Genomic DNA, 17,944 nt, shown 5'->3' on the forward strand with positions numbered 1-17,944 from the left:
GTGGTTAGGTCAAATTGCCATTGCTCTCAGCTGGATATTTCTAATGCGCATCGCCATCATCGGGTCGGGAATCAGCGGCCTTGTGTGTGGTTGGCTTCTCTCTCGTAAGCATGAAATCACACTCTATGAGGCAGACTCACGTTTAGGTGGGCACACCAACACGGTGGACTTCACGGCCTTTGATCGTGAATGGTCTGCCGACACCGGTTTTATGGTGTTCAACGATCGAACCTACCCGAACTTTATTCGTCTGTTAGACATCTTGGGCGTTGCGTCGCAGCCTAGCGACATGAGCTTCAGCGTTGTGAATCAGGCGAGCGGACTGGAATATCAAGGCAGTTCGCTCAATGGGCTGTTTGCTCAACGGGCAAACTTACTGCATCCCCAGTTCCTGAGCATGTTGCGAGAGATTACACGGTTCAACCGGCTAGTATCGAATCAAGTATCACAAGTCACAGGCGAAGCTCACGAGACACTTGGTCAATTTGTTCAGCGGGAAGGTTTCCAAAAGGCATTCGTTCGCAACTACTTGCTACCCATGACGGCCGCTATCTGGTCTGCGCCGGCCAGCAGCGTGCTGGACTTTCCGGCGAAGTTCCTGTTTCGATTCTTTGCGAATCACGGCCTGCTCCAATTGCGCGACCGGCCCCAATGGCGAACGATCTCCGGCGGTGCACGTAGCTATATCGAGAAGTTGACGGCCGGCTGGGCAGATCGCATTCGCTTGCAGAGTCCGGTTCGACATGTTTCCAATCGAGCTGCAGGAGTGCGTATTGAGGGAGATGCTTTTTCTTCGCAGGACTACGATGCAGCGGTGCTAGCCTGTCATGCCCCCGACTCGCTAGGCATGCTCTCAGAACCAACAACGTTGGAAAACGAGGTGCTTTCCGCATTTGAGTATCAATCAAACGAGGCAGTACTTCACACGGATGTCTCCCTGCTGCCGAGTTCGAAGCGCGCTTGGGCGAGTTGGAATTATCGCGTTACGGACAACCGAGAACAGCCGCCCACGGTCACCTACGATTTATCACGCCTGCAGAAGCTAGAAACGCCTTCGCCCGTTTGTCTTACCTTAAACCCTGCGGCGGATATTGATCAGGAATTCGTCTTGTTGCGCCTCAACTATTCGCATCCGCTCTACACGGGAGCGGCTCTTGAGGCCCAGCAGCGACGCAATGCTTTGCACAAAGAGGGCAGGCTGTTTTACTGTGGCGCGTACTGGGGTAACGGTTTTCACGAAGACGGTGTGAATAGTGCGCTCGCGGTTTGCAAGACCTTCGGGCTTAGCTTAGAAGACGGGAAACCGAGAAATGCATAGCTGCTTCTACACGGGTCGCGTGATCCATAGTCGTCATACGCCAGTCGAGCACAGGTTTGCCAATCGCCTAACAATGGCCTACCTAGATCTGGAAGAGGTCCCGCATATCACCAGCAAAAGCTGGCTTCTCTCCGCCGCACGGTTCGCACCGGCTTCGTTTCGCGAGGTTGACCATTGCGAGTCGATCAGAGCAAAAGCCCGCTCTCTGCCCAGTCGGCCTACTTTGCTAAGCGATCTCGTCAAAGAGTATGTTTGTCAAGCAACAGGTGTTCAGCCTAATGGACCGGTGCGGTTGCTTACGCAATTGCGTCAATGGGGGCTCTATTTCAGCCCATTGAACTTGTTTTTCTGCTATTCGGGCGCAGGAGAGCAAGTCCAGGCTATTGTCGCCGAGGTGAGCAATACGCCCTGGGACCAGCGGCGATTGTATATACTGCACAAAGGAAATTCGACAAACGTCAAATCTGAGTTAAGTCAGGCAACGTGTCTGCGGTACGAACACCTGAAGGATTTTCATGTGTCTCCGTTTCGCGAATTGGGCGAGACCTATCGCTGGCGTCTCAGTCCACCGTCGAAGCGGTTGCATGTTGGCATCCAAAGCGTCGAAGCGGGTGTACCGACCTTTGCAGCAGCGATGACCCTTCGTCGGCAACCGTGGAGTGAATGGCAGTTGGCAGCCACGCTCGCGCGCCGACCTGTGAACACCCTTAACATTTTGGCCGCCATCCATTGGCAAGCCCTACGACTTTGGCTCAAACGATGCCCTTACTTTCCTCACCCGCAAGAACAGGCAGCGCCGGCGGCGCCAACCGTATCGCCCGCGGTCGCGTCCTCAGCGGCAAAGTCCCAGTAATTCGGGGCCGATTCTCTCCCTGGGACCGGCTTGCGCGAGGTCTCGTGCATCAGCGGCTCGAACAACTTGGGGTAGGGCCACTACGAATTACGGACTCCCTGGGAGAGGCCACTCTTGCCGGGGCCGGTTGCTCCGTGCTTGACCAATCAGAGTCATTCTGCAGTTGCAGGGAATTGGTTGTCACGCACCCCCGCTTTTATCGAAAAATCGTGACTCGCGGCAGCCTCGGGTTTGGCGATGCTTACGTCGATGGCGACTGGAACTCTCCTGACCTGCCGGCGTTGTTGGAAACGCTGGCGGAAGTGAGCGTCGAAGAATCCAATGAGCGGAATCCCACTCGATTGGCACTCTCCGCTTGGCAACGGTTGCAGCAACTTCTGAATCGTAACAGTCCACGTGGTAGCCGCAGGAACATTAGCTTTCATTACGATCTGAGCAACCAACTGTTCGCCCTGTTCTTGGATCCCACCTTCACCTACTCGTGCGGGATTTTTAGCAACGCATCGACGACACTGGAAGAAGCTTCGCTCGCCAAGTACCAGCGAATTTGCGAAAAGCTTGAGCTTAGTCCAAGGGACCATGTCCTAGAGATCGGCTGCGGTTGGGGTGGGTTTGTGGAGTATGCAGTGCAACACTACGGCTGCCGCGTGACTGCGGTAACAATCTCCAGAGAGCAGCTCAATTTCGCCAAGCAGCGTATTGCTGCAACGGGATTAGCTGACCGAGTTGACTTGCAGTTCTGCGACTATCGCCACTTGACTGGCAAGTTTGATAAGCTCGTATCGATTGAAATGATCGAAGCAGTCGGGCACGACTATCTACCAGCATTTGTTGAGAAATGCGACTCGCTGCTTAAGCCGAGTGGCAAGATGATGCTGCAAGCGATTACGATTCCCGATCACAGGTACGACGCCTATCGCCGCCGCGTCGACTTTATTCAGAAGTATATCTTCCCGGGTGGTTGCCTTGTTTCGTTGGAGCGACTTGCCAGGGTCGTTCATCAACACAGTACGCTTCGCGAGCTGCAATCGTGCGACTTCGCTGCGGACTATCAGAAAATGTTGCTCGCTTGGCGAGAGAAATTCTTGGCTTCCCGAGAGCAAGTACGTGCGCTACACCCCGGCGATAGATTCCTACGTGCCTGGGATTACTATTTCAGCTATTGTGCAGCGGGGTTTGCAAGAGGGAAGATCGGTGTTTCGCAGATACTGCTGGAAAAGGATAGCGGAACCAATCAGCGGACAACGGCGCAATGATTGATTTTCAGCTGCTAATCGCTGGACTAATAGCTGCGATCGCGCTGATGATCGGCCTCTGGTTTGTGCAACGTCGTACCGGTAACGCAGGAATCGTGGACGTGGCCTGGGGGGCATCGATAGGTGTGTTGGGACTTGCGTTCGCGCTGTTGGGCACAGCCCTGCCGGGACTCCGTTGGTTGGTCGGCGGAATGATTGGCGTCTGGGCGCTACGGTACACGAGTCACTTGTACACGCGTGTCGTGGGCGAACCAGAGGAAGGACGATACAAGGAGCTACGTCGTGCTTGGGGGGAGAAGCACGACTGGAAGATGTTTCTGTTCTACATGTTTCAAGCCTTTGGAGCCTGGGTATTTTCGTTGGGCGTGTTCGCCATCGCACATGGGAGTTGGCCAACCAAGCCGCTTGTCGGTTTCGCAGTCGCTCTCTGGATCGTTGGCATTGCAGGCAATTCAATTTCCGACTGGCAGCTCAAGCAGTTCAAGCAATCCCCTGACTCGAAGGGCAAGACCTGTCGACGCGGGCTGTGGCGCTACTCACGGCATCCGAATTACTTCTTCGAGTGGATTCACTGGTGTAGCTACATTCCACTGGCATGGGCGTCGCCTTTGTGGTGGCTAGCGCCGTTGGTGGCGTTGTCGCTGCTCTATCTCCTCCTGTTTATGACGGGCATTCCGCCCACCGAGAAACAGGCACTTGCCAGTCGTGGGGACGATTATCGTGAGTACCAGCGTACGACCAGCATGTTTGTCCCCTGGTTTCCGAAGGCTTGAAGGCCAAGCTGATTTCTAGGCACTGCTTTGACGCGAAGCTGGCTTCCGGCTAGGCTCATCCACTCGATATTACCCGTGGTTGGCAGAAGCCAAGGAGCAAATGATGACTAAGTTTTCCCAGATAGGTTTTCTCACTAGTTTGGCGCTATTGCTTGCCGTATCGATTGCTACTGCCGAGTCGCCAACCAAGTCTGCACGCTGGGCGAAAGCGATGGAGACTTTCGCAGCTGAAGACGCCAAACATCCGACGGATCCTGGAGGGGTCGTATTTGTGGGGAGTTCGAGCATCCGGCTGTGGGATTTGCCGAAGAGTTTTCCAGACCTAAAACCGCCTGCGCTCAATCGTGGCTTTGGCGGATCGCAACTTGAAGATTCGATTCGCCATCTCGAACTGCTTGTTCTCAAGCACAAGCCGCGGCTTGTTTTCATTTACGCCGGCGACAACGACATTGCCGCCGGAAAGGATGCGGAGCGAGTGGTGAAAGACTTCCAAACGCTTACGTCGCGAATTCACAAGACGCTGCCTAAGGCTCGAATCGCTTTTATCGCCATCAAACCGAGTCTCGCCCGCTTGAAGCTGGCTGACACCATGGTCGAAGCGAACGGGCAGATTGCTCAGCTCTGTGCAAAACGCGAAGAGTTGGAATTCATCGACGTTTGGAAGCCGATGCTCGGCAACGACGGCCAGCCGCGGCCTGAGCTATTTCGCAACGACGGCCTGCATTTGAACGACGCAGGCTACAAGCTATGGAACTCGCTCGTGGCGCCGGTGCTGGAACCTAGGTTGGAATCGACTGCTCAACGGGAGAGAGAGCAATAGCCCGCAAGCTACGTCTCGCGCGGAGACTACGATTTATGAAGAGACCAGCTAAGCCGCAAGCGGCGGAGTTGGGTTGTCGGATCATCGGCGGCGCGGGATACTACCAAGATACAAGTTCCCCTCACAGTAAGTCTTTACGGAGAAAGCAATGACGATCAGCCGAACTCGCTGGGAGTACATCCCCTTGGTTTGCACCGGTTTGCTTGCAGGTTTGGGAGGCGTGGCGATAGCCCAAGCGCAGGCGCCTCCACCGGTTGTTGTTGCAACGGACCAAGAAGATAAGGCAATCGTGGATGCCGTTGTTGAAGAAATCCAAAGGCAGGGCGGATCGATCGTGCCGCCTTTAGAGGCGTCGCCGCAGGAGCCTCCCCATGGGTGGCAAATTCAACAAGAACTACGAAGAGACGGCTTGCGCGGCGAATCGCGCGTTCTTGGCGAAGTCCTAGATCCTCCTGCTAGAGAAAATCTTCGTTTCGACCCGTCGGGCAATCCAGCGCTCAACAACCCCGGGCCCAGGGGTGGGGTGGGTCAGCCACGAGAGCGTCATGAGCGACGGCAGCTTGATCGTGACAGGCCGCGTGAGTTCCAACGTGAACAGCGGGGGGCTCACCATCAACCGGCCCACTCCAGATCGTCCATCCTACGCGATAGTTCCTGGCACTTAGAGGAAGTGGCCCATCGCCTGGAAGTCGAAGGACTTTATAGGGAGGCAGATGCGATTCGCGGCACAGCTCGGACGCTTCGCGAACGGTCGCGAGAGCTGGCCCGCAGCGAAGAGAGCAAGCCGAATAAGTCGGATGATCCTCGTGAGCGTACTTTGGGGGCGGTTCAGTAGTTGGGTGAGTTTCTCTTGGCCGGGATGCGTGCGAGGGCTTAGAATTCACGGCGAGCAAGCTCCTCGGCTAGCCGAATATTGCCTGGGAATCGCGCTGATGCCGGCGACTACTTGATTGACAGCCTGCGGGGGCGTCATTAGCCTAGGACTGTGGAGTGGGGCCGTCGTAGCGGGGTTGCTCAAATGTGCGCAACCGCGCGAATTCTCTCGTCGTAACCACTTCTGTCACTGTCTCTTAGTCGTCGATTGTCTGTCGGCATGAGATTCGCTGACGACATCGGAACCAGACGACTTCGAAACTACTTCTCGGAACAAAACAGAGAACCCCTGCCACCATGGCTGCTGACTTCGGTGACTTTCTGATCAAAAAGGGAATCCTTGGGCCTGAACAGCTCAAAGAAGCCCAAACCGTTTCCACCTCGCGCAACTTGAAACTGTGGGACGCGGTCCAAAATCTGGGCTACGGCAGTGCCGAGCAACTGATGCGGGCGCTGGCTGAATTCCATAAGTACGAGTACTACGATCTGAACAACGTGCCGATCCCCCCGGCCGTGGTGGAACTCGTGCCCGAGTCGGTCGCGCGAGAGAACTCCGTCATCCCCTTCTCGGAAGATGATGGCAAGTTGATGGTCCTCACCAGCGACCCTGAAGACTTTGCGACCATCGACAAGCTGCAGTTCATTCTCAATCGCGATGTGAAGATCGGCCTTGCCACGCGGGAGAGCATCCTCGAAGCGGTTAACCGAAACTACGGGCAGGTGGATGGCGAGTCTGCCGACTCGATGCTGCAAGAATTTACCGACACGGCGATCGACTTCACCGAGACGGAAGGTGACGACGCTGGCGACGACGACGATGTGGTCGACGAGACGAGCGCCCCCATCGTTCGGCTCGTGCAGTTGATGATTGGCGAAGCGGTGCAGCTTCGCGCGTCGGACATTCATGTCGAACCGTTCGAAGATCGCGTTCGTATCCGTTACCGCATTGACGGTGTATTGGTCGAGCGAGATAGTCCGCCACGACGTTTGCTTGGTGCGTTGCTCTCGCGTATTAAGATTCTCGCCAAGATGGATATCGCTGAGCGACGGCGCACACAAGACGGTCGCATTAAGATTACCGCTGGCGGTAAAGAACTCGACTTGCGTGTGAGCATGTTGCCGACCAGTCACGGTCAATCATGCGTAATGCGCCTGCTGGATAAGGATAATATCAAGGTTGGCGTCCGCCAGTTGGGCCTCTCTGATGTCGACTTTAAAAAGTTCCGCAATATTATCCGCCGCCCCAATGGCATCCTCCTCGTGACGGGGCCAACCGGTTCGGGCAAGACAACCACACTTTATGCGGCGCTCAACGAACTGAATCGGCCGGACCGAAAAATCATCACTGCCGAAGACCCGGTTGAGTACTACCTGCCTGGTATTAACCAAGTCGAAGTCCGGCATTCGATTGGGCTCGACTTCTCAGCGATCATTCGCTCTATGTTGCGACAAGCGCCCAACGTGATTCTCGTGGGCGAAATGCGTGACCATGAAACCGCGTCGATGGGTATTCAAGCTTCGCTCACAGGTCACTTGGTATTCAGCACGCTCCACACCAACGACGCGCCTGGTGCGATCACACGCATGGTCGACATGGGCGTGCCGGCTTATCTGGTGGCAGGAAGTGTGGTTGGTATTCTCGCGCAACGTCTTGTGCGTGTTGTGTGCAGTAAATGCAAACAGCCTCACACCCCATCCGACGCGCAACTTCAAGCCGCCGGCATCACGCCCGAACAGGCCAAAGAGGCAACCTTTATGAAGGGTGTCGGTTGTTCGCATTGTGGCAAGGGCGGTTATCGTGGACGGCTTGGCGTGTTCGAGTTCATGACGATGACCAGCAAAGTGCGCGAGCTGGCGTTCCAAGGTGCCTCGACCATCGACATTCGCAAGGCTGCCGAGTCTGAGGGCATGAGCACGCTCTACGAAGATGCCATCTCGAAAGCCATGCAGGGCATCACGACGCTCGAAGAAGTGTTCAAGGTGACGAAGCGGACTGAGAAGTAGTCGCGTTTGAGAGTGACTGTAGCGCTCGTTGCTTCTCACTTCAACCTCTACTCACTTCAACAATAGCCCGCGAGCTAATTTTCATTCAGCGTAGGGCTTAACTCTCGGATTGGGACGCGTCGATGGGGGTAGGCTCCGGTGGCAGCTCCTCTGCGGGTTCCTGTTGCAGCGAAATGGCACAGTGAAACGAGACGGCTTGGGGCAGAATCCAACAGGGCCCTTGTGGAGTTATCCCCTTGAAATACTTGAGTTTAGAGAGATTCTCGCGCATAATGTGGACAGCGCCCATGGTCCCCAAATTGGGGCCTCCACAGTCGCCGCGCTGGGCAGTTCTTTTCCAAGCTTTCGTTCGGAACAATGAAGGCGTCGCCCAGAGTGTCACTTAGGTGGGTGGCAGTAGGTGGGGTCGCCCGCAAATTGCGACAGCCGGCAACTGCCTGGGCAATAGCGCGAACTGAGAACATCAGACAAGAAGGCACGTATGGGAACCATTCTGATCGACAAGCTGCTCTCTGCTCAAGTTAAGCAGGGTGCGAGCGATTTGCATATCACCGTCGGGCAACCGCCTGTGCTGCGATTGCATGGTCGTATGCAGAAGCTCAAGACCAAGGTCCTGGAGTCGGCAGACACGATGGGCTTGATGAAAAGCATCACGCCGGATCGTTGCCAGCAAGAATTCCAAGAGACCGGCAGCGCCGACTTCGGCTTTGCCTTTGGCGAGGAGGCTCGCTTCCGTGTGTCGGTGTTCCGCCAGCGTGGCAACGTGGCCATGGTGCTACGGCAGATTCCTGTCGACTTGCTCACGATGGAAGATCTCAAGCTACCGGAGATCTTCAAAGATATGATCATGCGCCCCCGCGGGCTGATTCTCGTTACTGGGCCGACTGGTTCGGGCAAGAGTACTTCGCTGGCGGCAATGATCGACCACGTGAACTCCACGGTCGATCATCACATTATCACCATCGAAGATCCGATCGAGTTCTATCACAACCACAAGAAGTCCACGGTCAACCAACGTGAAGTCGGCGTGGATGTCACTTCCTTTGCGGAAGCAATTCGACGAGCCCTGCGGCAAGACCCTGATATTATCCTGGTAGGTGAGCTTCGCGATCTAGAGACCATCGAAGCGGCCATTACCGCTGCTGAGACGGGTCACGTGGTATTTGGCACGCTGCATACGTCGAGCGCAGCCGGCACGATCAATCGCGTGATCGACGTGTTCCCCACCAACCAGCAAGACCAAATTCGCACGCAGCTCGCCACGTCGATCATTGGGATCCTTGCCCAGCAGCTGATTCCCAAGATCGGTGGTGGACGCATTGCCGCGTTTGAAGTGCTGGTAGTCACGCCCGGTATCTCGAACCTTATCCGCGAGAACAAAGTATTCCGTATCACTTCCGCGATCCAAACCGGTGCGAAGCACGGCATGCAACTGCTCGATGATCACCTCTTCAGGCTCTGGCGAGATGAGATTTGCTCGGAAGAGGATGTCATCGGAAAAGCCAATAGCCCGGATGACCTTAGCAAAAGAATTGCCTCGGCTAAACGAGGCGTCTTTGATGAAGAGCAAGATGACGATTGAGACACGAGACGAGACGTAGGGTACTGCCGAGTGGAGCGAGGCATACCAAGACGCGGTGGTATGCCTCGCTCCTCTCGGCCCCTACAAATAACCGACCAACCACAACCTAACCCCTGTTCTCTAAGCAATGGCTCTACGTCGAATCGGACAAATCTTTGTCGACCTTGGCTACATCAGCGACGAACAACTCGAACTGATCGTAGACGAGCAAAAAGAACGCCCCGGGCAGATGCTCGGTCAGGTGGCGATGGATCTCGGTCTACTGGCCGACGACCAGCTAGCTATCGCGCTTGCAGAGCAGATGTCGCTCAAGACCGTCTCCGCTCATGAGGTAACGATCGAGCCTGAAGTGCTCGCATTGGTCACCGAGCCCATGGCCCAGATGTATCGCATCATCCCCATTGAGTTCGACGGAAATACTCTGACGGTAGCCATGTGCGATCCGCAGAATTTGGCGGTTCAGGACGAATTGCGCACCTTTCTGGGCTACAACATCCGCGTCGCCGTAGCCACCGAGCCCTCCCTGCTTGCGGCCTTGGAACGCTATTACGGCGAGAGTAACGAGAGTGTCGAGTCGATCGTTTCCGACCTCGAGGGCGATGCCGATCTGGCCGCCGCGGTTGCCGCGGCTGAGGGCAACGCGCACGACATCAGTAGTGTGGAAGCGTTGGCTGATAGTGCTCCGGTTCGCAAGCTACTGAACATGGTGCTTTTGCTGGCGATTAAGGATCACGCGAGCGATCTCCACTTCGAGCCCTTCGAGGACGAATTTCGCATTCGCATCAAGGCGGATGGCGTGCTCTACGAGATGGTCCCGCCGCCACGTCATTTGGCATTTGCCATTACCACACGCATCAAAGTGATGGCGGATCTCGATATCGCCGAGCGCCGCCTCCCGCAGGATGGCCGAATTGAGCTGACCGTGGGTGGTCACCCGGTCGATCTTCGTGTGAGCGTCCTACCCACCATGTTTGGCGAAAGCGTCGTCATGCGGGTGCTCGATCGCTCGGTTGTGTCGCTCGACCTGGGCAATGTGGGTATGAACGAACAAACGATGGCCGACTTCCGCAGCGCCATCGAGAAGCCCAACGGCATTGTGCTGGTGACCGGGCCTACGGGCTCTGGCAAGACCACCACGCTCTACTCCGCCCTCAACGAGCTCAACGTCATTGAGGACAAGCTCATCACCACCGAAGACCCGGTGGAGTACGACATGGATGGCATCATCCAGGTGCCCATCGATGCGTCCATCGGCAATACCTTCGCCCAGTGCCTACGAGCCATTCTGCGGCAAGACCCAGACAAGATCCTCGTCGGCGAGATTCGCGACCTGGAGACGGCCGAAATCGCCGTGCAATCGTCTCTCACCGGGCACATGGTGTTTAGCACGCTGCATACCAACGACGCCTCGGCCACGATCACGCGACTCAAGGATATGGGGATTCCCACATTCCTGATTACCGCAACTGTCGAGGTCATCCTCGCCCAGCGGCTTGTGCGCAGAGTCTGTACCCAGTGCAAGGAAGAGTACAAACCCGCAAAGGAAATCCTCGACGATTTGGAGCTCACCGAGGAAGATATGAAGGGAAAACGCTTTTTCCGTGGCTCAGGCTGCGAAAATTGCAACAATACAGGATATAAGGGGCGCGTCGGCCTATTCGAGTTGCTGATCATGAACAACGAGCTCCGCGACATGATCATGCTGAATGCCTCGACCGACGACCTCCGAGATAAAGCCCGCGAGCACGGAATGGTCACCCTGAGAGATGCTGGCATGAAAGCTGCATATGAGGGAACCACCACGCCCGAGGAAGTGATCCGCGAAACCATTATGGAAGCGTAAGAGAAAGCCACCATCATGTCATTCCGAAGGGAGCCGAGCGAGCGAGGAATCCAGTTTGAACCCCAGTTGAGTAACCAGACGAACACAGATTGAGACCGGATTCCTCCGCCGCTGAGACGGCTGTCGGAATGACACGAAACTAAGCCACGAGCCTTATCATGCCCACTTTCCAATTCGAAGCGATGGATTCGCAAGGTGCCGAGATCAAAGATGTGATCGAGGCGGCCACCGAGGAAGATGCGCAATCCACGATTCGCCAGATGGGGTACTTCGTCACGAAGATCTCCGTCAAGAAGAGTCGCAAAAAAGACGAAGCCGTCGGCGGCGCTAAGAAAAAGCGAGGCTTTGTCTTCGGTGGCGTGCGCTCCAAAGATCTCACCGCCTTCACGCGGCAACTTTCCATCCTGCAAGACGCGGGCCTACCGATTTTGCGCTCGTTGCGAATCCTTGGCGATCAAGCCAAACCAGGACGCTTGAAGTATTCCCTGGAAGACACCTGCGAAGCGATCGAAGGTGGCGACACGCTCAGCGAGGCGATGGTCAAGTCGCCCAAGTGCTTCGACCGCCTCTATGTGAACATGATCAAAGCGGGCGAAGCGGGTGGTGCCCTGGAGCTCATCCTCCAACGCCTGGCCGACTTCAAGGAACGCGCCGAATCGCTCAAACGTAAAGTCAAAGGCGCGATGATCTACCCGGTTGTCGTTGTCACGGTGGCTGTGGGTATCTTGACGTTCATCATGATCAAGATCGTGCCGCAGTTTAAAAGCATCTTCGACGACTTCGAACTCGAATTGCCCAAGATGACCGTCTACCTAATCGCGGTGGCCGATTGGTGTACCAACTACTGGTTCCTCATTCCTGGCATACCAATTGCTATCTGGTTAACGGTCAAGCTCATCCGCAAATTTAAGGCGGGACGCATGGGCTGGGATCAGTTTGCCATCAAGGTGCCCATTTTCGGTGCCCTGGTCGAGAAAAACATTATGGCACGGACCTCCAGAACCTTAGGAACGCTCATCGCCTCCGGCGTGCCGATCCTCGAAGCGCTGAACATCACGCGCGAAACGGCCGGCAACGCCGTGTTCGAGAAAATGTTCAGCAAGATTACCGAACGCATTAAAGAGGGCGACGCCATTGCCCAACCGATGAAGGAATACTCCAAGCTCAGCTTCCACCCGGTCGCTGCGTTCTTCTGGTTCGCATTCATCGCCGGCCCGATTGGGCTGCTGATCTACATGATGAAGTACCGCCAACGCGTGGTGGACGACATTGTGGTGAACATGGTCGACGTGGGGGAAGAGACCGGCGAGCTCGACACCATGCTGTACAAAGTGGCCGACACCTACGACGAGGAAGTGGCCGTCCTCACCGACAGCCTGACGAAGCTGATGGAACCGTTGCTGATTATCTTCCTAGGTGGTGCGGTGGGCTTTATTGTGATCGCACTGTTCCTGCCACTGGTCGACTTGATCAACGGTCTGTCGGGGTAATGAATTAGGGGGATAGGTAGTTAGGGATTAGGTGTTAGGTAGAGAGGGTAAGAGGTGAGGAGAAGGCAACCGACAAACAATTTGCAATTTATATTTTGCACTATTCATCACAAGGATTAAGTACCCAACCAAGCAAACTACTATGAGCAACTCCCCAACCAAGAACCGGCGCCCCGCTTTTACTCTCACTGAGCTGCTGGTCGTGATCAGCATCATCGCGGTCCTGGCGAGCCTAATCACCGCTGGTGCCGTCAACGCGCTCAACGCCGCCAAGCGGGCCCGGATCAAGCTAGAGATCAAAGAGATCGAACGCTCATTGTTGACGTTCAAAGAAGACTTCGGGACATTTCCTCCGAATGCTATTACAAATAATGGAGCAACACCATCTTTGACGCAGGTTCGCTCCGATGTGACGCGTGCCATTAAGAATTGGTTTTCTCGTGCAAACGAGCCTAACGAGCTTCTTGAGAAACTCATTGGCAATCCGTCTGCCCCTACCCCCTCGGGATCGTCGGCGATGAATCAAGGCGGCTATTTGGAAAATGGCTTGTCTGGGGCCGAAGCGATCGTCCTCTGGCTGAGCGGGTTTAGTGACGATGAGCAACGACCTTTCACTGGACCCGGCGGACCATCCTATGTTCCTGCAAATGGTGCCGAAGTGTTAGAAAGCCGTAATTTCCTGTACGAATTCGATGTAACTCGCTTTGGTCCGCGGGACGACAACGGCAATTTTTCTGGTCGGTTCGTGGAGTACGAAGATTCCAACGGTGCTACGCGTCGCATCAATCTCTGGACTTACACACCGGCCGATTCAGAGCAGCCCTATGTTTACTTCGACACTTCCAAACTGAAACCCAGCGAGATGCTCCCCAAATATGACTTCGAGCTGGCCTCCAGATCTGATACCAGTATTTCAGGAACCGGAGGGACGGTAATTCGCCCCATCCGACGTCGCCTAGAGACGGCCACGGGCACCATTACCGATTACTCGCAAACCAAGTTTGTGAACCAAGGGACGTTCCAAGTGCTTCACGCAGGCTTGGATGATGCCTGGGGGGAAACCAACGACTGGAATGGATTCGCTGGCGCAGAGCCCGGTCTCCTGTTCCCAGAAGGCCCGTTTACGGGCGACATCGCCGACACGCTGACCAACTTCACGCAAGACACGTTGGAGGCGGAACAAGAATGATTATCCAAGGCGGAAGGTGGAAGGCGAAAGGCGGAGGGGTTGCTGTGCGCGCACGGTCTAACCGCGGATTCCCCCTTCCTCCTTCCCCCCTCCGCCCTGCGGTCACCCTCATCGAGCTGATGATCACCATGGCGATCATCTCGATCCTGGCGGCAGCGCTGCTGGGTGCATCGAATGCCGCCTTCGAGAGTGCCCGCCACGCCCGCACCAAAAGCATCATCACCAAGATCGACGGGCTGCTCATGGAGCGCTATCAGTCGTATACGACGCGACGGGTGAATGTTCAGTACGTTGGCGGCCCTTACTCAGGTCGTGATCAAGCCTCTGCGCGATTGCTCGCGATTCGTTCCTTGATGAAATTGGAAATGCCTGATCGATGGAGCGACATCCTTGGTCCTAGTAGTAGCTTTGGCGCAACGGTGCAGAGTACTCCGCCAGGTTCTGCTGTTGCACCAGTCACCAAGTCCTACCCCCTCCCGCTGCAATCGGGGGGCTTCGGAATGTTCAGCACCGACTATCCGGCCATCACTTCAACCTATTTGCGGCGTTACAACAGCCTTAACTCGTCTGATCTAGATGCCGTCGTGCAGAACCAGGGTGCGGAGTGTCTCTTCATGGTTATCATGTATGCCACCGGCGAAGGGGAGGCACGGACCCTGTTTAGTGAACAAGATATCGCAGATACCGATGGTGATGGTGCTCCCGAATTCATAGACGGGTGGGGGCAACCAATCAGTTGGCTACGTTGGCCTACAGGCTATGCGGAGCGATCAACCGTCATGACATCACTTAACAACAGCATGTTTAGCTTGCCCACACAGGATGCTGAGGCTAAGGCTCATCGCGCTGATGTCGACCACGACCCGTTCGATCCGTTCCGTAGAGATCGGGTAGTTTCGTCTCCTCAGAATTATCTCCAAGATGAAAACCCAGCTTTTCGATTGGTGCCGCTCATCTACTCTTCGGGTGCTGATGGTGAATCAGGAATCAACAGCAAAACGGACGACTATATCGCCTCGCTTGACCCCTATGAACCCGGAAGTGGCACGTTCGTTGGTACGCCCGACGGGGACGTATTTATCGACAACATCACCAATCACGACGGGGACGATTAAGAGTCCAAATGGGTGACCGTCCTGGGGAGGACTGGAACAGAGAAAAGTTATATGTTAGATGCAAAGAGCAAAAAGCGAAAAGCGAATCAACAGTGGCGTGACGCTGCGCAGCCAGCAGGCCCTTTCCGCCCCGCACTCACGCTCATCGAGCTGTTGGTCGTCATCACGATCCTCACCACACTGGTGGCGGGGGTCATTCCGATTCTTTCGCCCAACAACGACGTTCGTAAGATTCGTGAAGCGTCGCGCGCGGTGCAGAACTACATCACCATTGCCCAAGCGGAGGCGGCCCGCACGGGGCGGCCGCATGGCATTGGCTTTGTCGAATCGGCCCCTGGCAGCGGCGTGGCGTTGGAAGTTTTCCAGCTTGAGGTACCCCAGGCGTTTGCCGGGTTTAGCAACTTCTCGCGAGTTAGAATCGCGAACAGTTCTTTGCCACTTTACACACACACACTTCAGTTCATATACGGTGACTCACCGACCACCGATCCTTTCCCTCTCGAGTACGTCCAGGAGCCATTGCCTCCTAATTTTCTTCGGCGTGGCGACATCGTGGAAGTTGATGGGGTGCGATACCAGATTACCGATCTTGATCAAGATGGTGACGGCAATCCTGAGGCGGAGGCAGATTTCCCTCAGGGCGACTTCTACACGTTCGACAATCAGCCCAATCCGGCATCTAACCCAATTACGATTCAGTGCAATTACCTCTCGTCAACCCGTCCGCTTCTTAGTCTTGTAGCAGGAGGGGGCACCGCGACAGCACCGAAGGAATATCGCAACTTTCGCCAACCTGCGAACTCCCCCGAGCCGCCGCTGGCGCTGCCCAGGGGGGTCGGCATCGATATGGTCGCTTCCGGAATTGAGGGAGGGACGTTGGGTGGATTTACATTCCTTTTCAACACTTACGGTACTCCAGCCCCGTCGAATAGTTCGTTCTACGACGATACTCTCGCGACCTTTGCTACCCCACAAATAAATAGTGTCGGCATGATGTTTGCTCCTTCGGGCCGTATCGAGCGCGTCTATCTCAACGGTGCTGAGTCGGACAGCGTCGCAAAAGTGATGCTGCTCCTAGGACGAGTAGAGAATGCGAGCGTGGACCCAACGGATCCCAACTTTAGTTTGAGTGCTTCGGTGAGCGATTCGGACCTGGAATCACGTCGTGAGACAATAAATTGGCTCAACCTCGACAGCCGTTGGATTTCGATTTCTGCGAATAATGGTCGCATGGTCGGCACCGCAAACACGTTTGTCGATCCGCGACAACTTTCGGCTGCTCAGAACAACGACCCGGTGATTGACCAAGTCGCCGAGCAACTGTTCGCCGCTCGCCAATACGCCCGCGAGATGCGGCGAGAGGGAGGACGGTAAGCATGAGAGCATTCAAACGCCCGACAATTGGCTTGGCAACCAGGACCACCACGACGGAAGGCCTTTCCAAGGCGGAGGGTGGAAGGCGGAAGGCGGAATCACTGCGCGCCAGCCTCCAACAAGCTCCCCCTTCCCCATTCCTCCTTCCGCCTTCGAGAAGAGGTATCAGCCTCTTAGAGGTCCTCATCAGCATGTTCGTCCTGCTGTTTGGGCTGATGGGCGTGGCGTCGTTGTTTCCGGTCGGCAACTTTTACGCCTCTCGAGGCGAACGCGCCAGCCGAGGGGTCGCACTGTCCGATGCCGCGTTCGATGAAATGTTAGCGCGGGGGATGCTCAAGCCGGAGGCTTGGTTGTATGGCGATCCAGATATGGCGACAGTCACGGAACTGAATTCCGAGTCAATTTCGCCTACCGACAAGTCATACGTAATTCATCCCGAAACAGTTTTCGATGGTACCGCTCGGGTACCCAATCCGCAGCGGGCCAATATTGGCGAGTTCAATTTAACAGCAGGTGCAATCGGTCCTGGGCGTGCATTTGTGATCGATCCGATTGGCGTTGCTGCCGCATTACCGCCGCAAGACCCGGAAAACCACAACCAGTTCTTTCCCTATGCGGGGGGAGTCAAACTTACCGCCACTATGCCAGCGGCTTGGAAAAACTCTCTCGCTCCAATTCTGGAAGATGCTTGGCCGATTCGACGCGTAACGCTACCCGCACCTGATCCAACAACCAATGGCGGAGCGATTGCGTTGCCGCTGAATGTTGCCGACACCATTTTTTCCCTTCATGACACACTCAGCGTAGAATTACCTGAGGAGAGCGACAAGCCGGCTATTCAGCGTTGGAGGACTGCCGATGTCGATTTGAGTGGTAGCGCGAACAATACGCCGGACGATCCCTCGGACGATCAACTTCTGCGGCGTCAGTACGATACGACTTACACGTGGCTAGCCACCGTGGTGCCGGTCACCAACGACGGGCTCGACGCGCTGCAACCGGCGCACGACCAATACGGCAATCGCAGGTACGATGTTTCGGTCGCTGTGTTTTATCGGCGCGAGGAAGTTCCCTCGGAAACCAGCGAACGATTGTTGGAAGCCGTGCTCCTTCCTGGCGGCGAATTGGAACTCATCGGGGTTGACCAGCAGAGCTTAGAAGACGCAACCGAAGACATCCGCACCGGTCAGTGGATCGCCTTGGCCGGCGTGAACCAAACCAACGGCACATTCCTCATGAAATGGTACCGACTGTTGTCGCTCGACGACGAGACTTCAATCGACAGTCACGGCCATATCGTGAGACGCGCCATGCTCGACGGACCTGCTTGGCCACAAGACCCTGCCAATCCAAATGAAGTAGAAGACCTCCGTGCGATACTCCTTCCGGGAGTTGTCAGCGTGACGACACGATCGATACCGATGCAGCAGAATTAGAGGCGCTAGTTATTGGGC

The 17,944-nt window shown here is 55.6% G+C and carries 14 protein-coding genes; all 14 read left to right on the top strand.

Annotated elements, in window-relative coordinates; all coding sequences use genetic code 11:
* The first annotated feature begins 43 nt into the window (after positions 1 to 43).
* The 14 genes from HG15A2_RS06150 to HG15A2_RS06215 all read left to right on the top strand — a co-directional run bounded on the left by HG15A2_RS06150 (position 44) and on the right by HG15A2_RS06215 (position 17,926).
* Positions 44 to 1,318, top strand: a complete 1,275-nt coding sequence (locus tag HG15A2_RS06150; protein ID WP_145058856.1) for an NAD(P)/FAD-dependent oxidoreductase — start codon at positions 44 to 46, stop codon at positions 1,316 to 1,318.
* Positions 1,311 to 2,171, top strand: coding sequence for a DUF1365 domain-containing protein (locus HG15A2_RS06155; RefSeq protein ID WP_145058858.1), 861 nt, complete (start codon positions 1,311 to 1,313; stop codon positions 2,169 to 2,171). Before HG15A2_RS06150 ends, HG15A2_RS06155 begins: the two co-directional genes overlap by 8 nt.
* Positions 2,078 to 3,427, top strand: coding sequence for an SAM-dependent methyltransferase (locus tag HG15A2_RS06160; protein ID WP_145058860.1), 1,350 nt, complete (start codon positions 2,078 to 2,080; stop codon positions 3,425 to 3,427). The genes HG15A2_RS06155 and HG15A2_RS06160 overlap by 94 nt, the downstream gene beginning before the upstream one ends.
* Positions 3,424 to 4,200, top strand: coding sequence for a DUF1295 domain-containing protein (locus HG15A2_RS06165; protein ID WP_145058862.1), 777 nt, complete (start codon positions 3,424 to 3,426; stop codon positions 4,198 to 4,200). The genes HG15A2_RS06160 and HG15A2_RS06165 overlap by 4 nt, the downstream gene beginning before the upstream one ends.
* A 103-nt stretch (positions 4,201 to 4,303) precedes the next feature.
* Positions 4,304 to 5,020, top strand: a complete 717-nt coding sequence (locus HG15A2_RS06170) for an SGNH/GDSL hydrolase family protein (protein WP_218932356.1) — start codon at positions 4,304 to 4,306, stop codon at positions 5,018 to 5,020.
* Between the two features lie 148 nt (positions 5,021 to 5,168).
* Entirely contained in the window at positions 5,169 to 5,855 is a 687-nt protein-coding gene (locus tag HG15A2_RS06175) for a hypothetical protein (RefSeq protein WP_145058866.1), read from the top strand.
* 335 nt (positions 5,856 to 6,190) lie between these two features.
* Complete coding sequence (locus HG15A2_RS06180) at positions 6,191 to 7,897, top strand: GspE/PulE family protein (RefSeq protein ID WP_145058868.1); 1,707 nt, start codon at positions 6,191 to 6,193, stop codon at positions 7,895 to 7,897.
* 481 nt (positions 7,898 to 8,378) lie between these two features.
* Positions 8,379 to 9,479 carry a type IV pilus twitching motility protein PilT gene (locus HG15A2_RS06185; protein WP_145058870.1) on the top strand — a complete coding sequence of 367 codons (1,101 nt, stop codon included), beginning with the start codon at positions 8,379 to 8,381 and terminating at the stop codon, positions 9,477 to 9,479.
* A 127-nt stretch (positions 9,480 to 9,606) separates the two neighbouring features.
* A complete protein-coding gene (locus tag HG15A2_RS06190) occupies positions 9,607 to 11,322 on the top strand; it encodes a GspE/PulE family protein (RefSeq protein WP_145058872.1) in 1,716 nt (571 codons plus the stop codon).
* A 158-nt stretch (positions 11,323 to 11,480) separates the two neighbouring features.
* On the top strand, positions 11,481 to 12,812 hold the full coding sequence (locus HG15A2_RS06195) for a type II secretion system F family protein (RefSeq protein ID WP_145058874.1): 1,332 nt from the start codon (positions 11,481 to 11,483) through the stop codon (positions 12,810 to 12,812).
* Between the two features lie 142 nt (positions 12,813 to 12,954).
* Positions 12,955 to 14,001, top strand: coding sequence for a type II secretion system protein (locus tag HG15A2_RS06200; protein ID WP_145058876.1), 1,047 nt, complete (start codon positions 12,955 to 12,957; stop codon positions 13,999 to 14,001).
* On the top strand, positions 13,998 to 15,116 hold the full coding sequence (locus HG15A2_RS06205) for a type II secretion system protein (protein ID WP_145058878.1): 1,119 nt from the start codon (positions 13,998 to 14,000) through the stop codon (positions 15,114 to 15,116). The genes HG15A2_RS06200 and HG15A2_RS06205 overlap by 4 nt, the downstream gene beginning before the upstream one ends.
* A gap of 51 nt (positions 15,117 to 15,167) precedes the next feature.
* Positions 15,168 to 16,490, top strand: coding sequence for a pilus assembly FimT family protein (locus tag HG15A2_RS06210; RefSeq protein ID WP_145058880.1), 1,323 nt, complete (start codon positions 15,168 to 15,170; stop codon positions 16,488 to 16,490).
* 2 nt (positions 16,491 to 16,492) lie between these two features.
* Positions 16,493 to 17,926, top strand: coding sequence for a type IV pilus modification PilV family protein (locus HG15A2_RS06215; protein ID WP_145058882.1), 1,434 nt, complete (start codon positions 16,493 to 16,495; stop codon positions 17,924 to 17,926).
* The last annotated feature ends 18 nt before the right edge of the window (positions 17,927 to 17,944 follow it).

This window comes from Adhaeretor mobilis (genome assembly GCF_007741515.1).
In the GTDB taxonomy this organism is placed as follows: Bacteria; Planctomycetota; Planctomycetia; order Pirellulales; family Lacipirellulaceae; genus Adhaeretor; species Adhaeretor mobilis.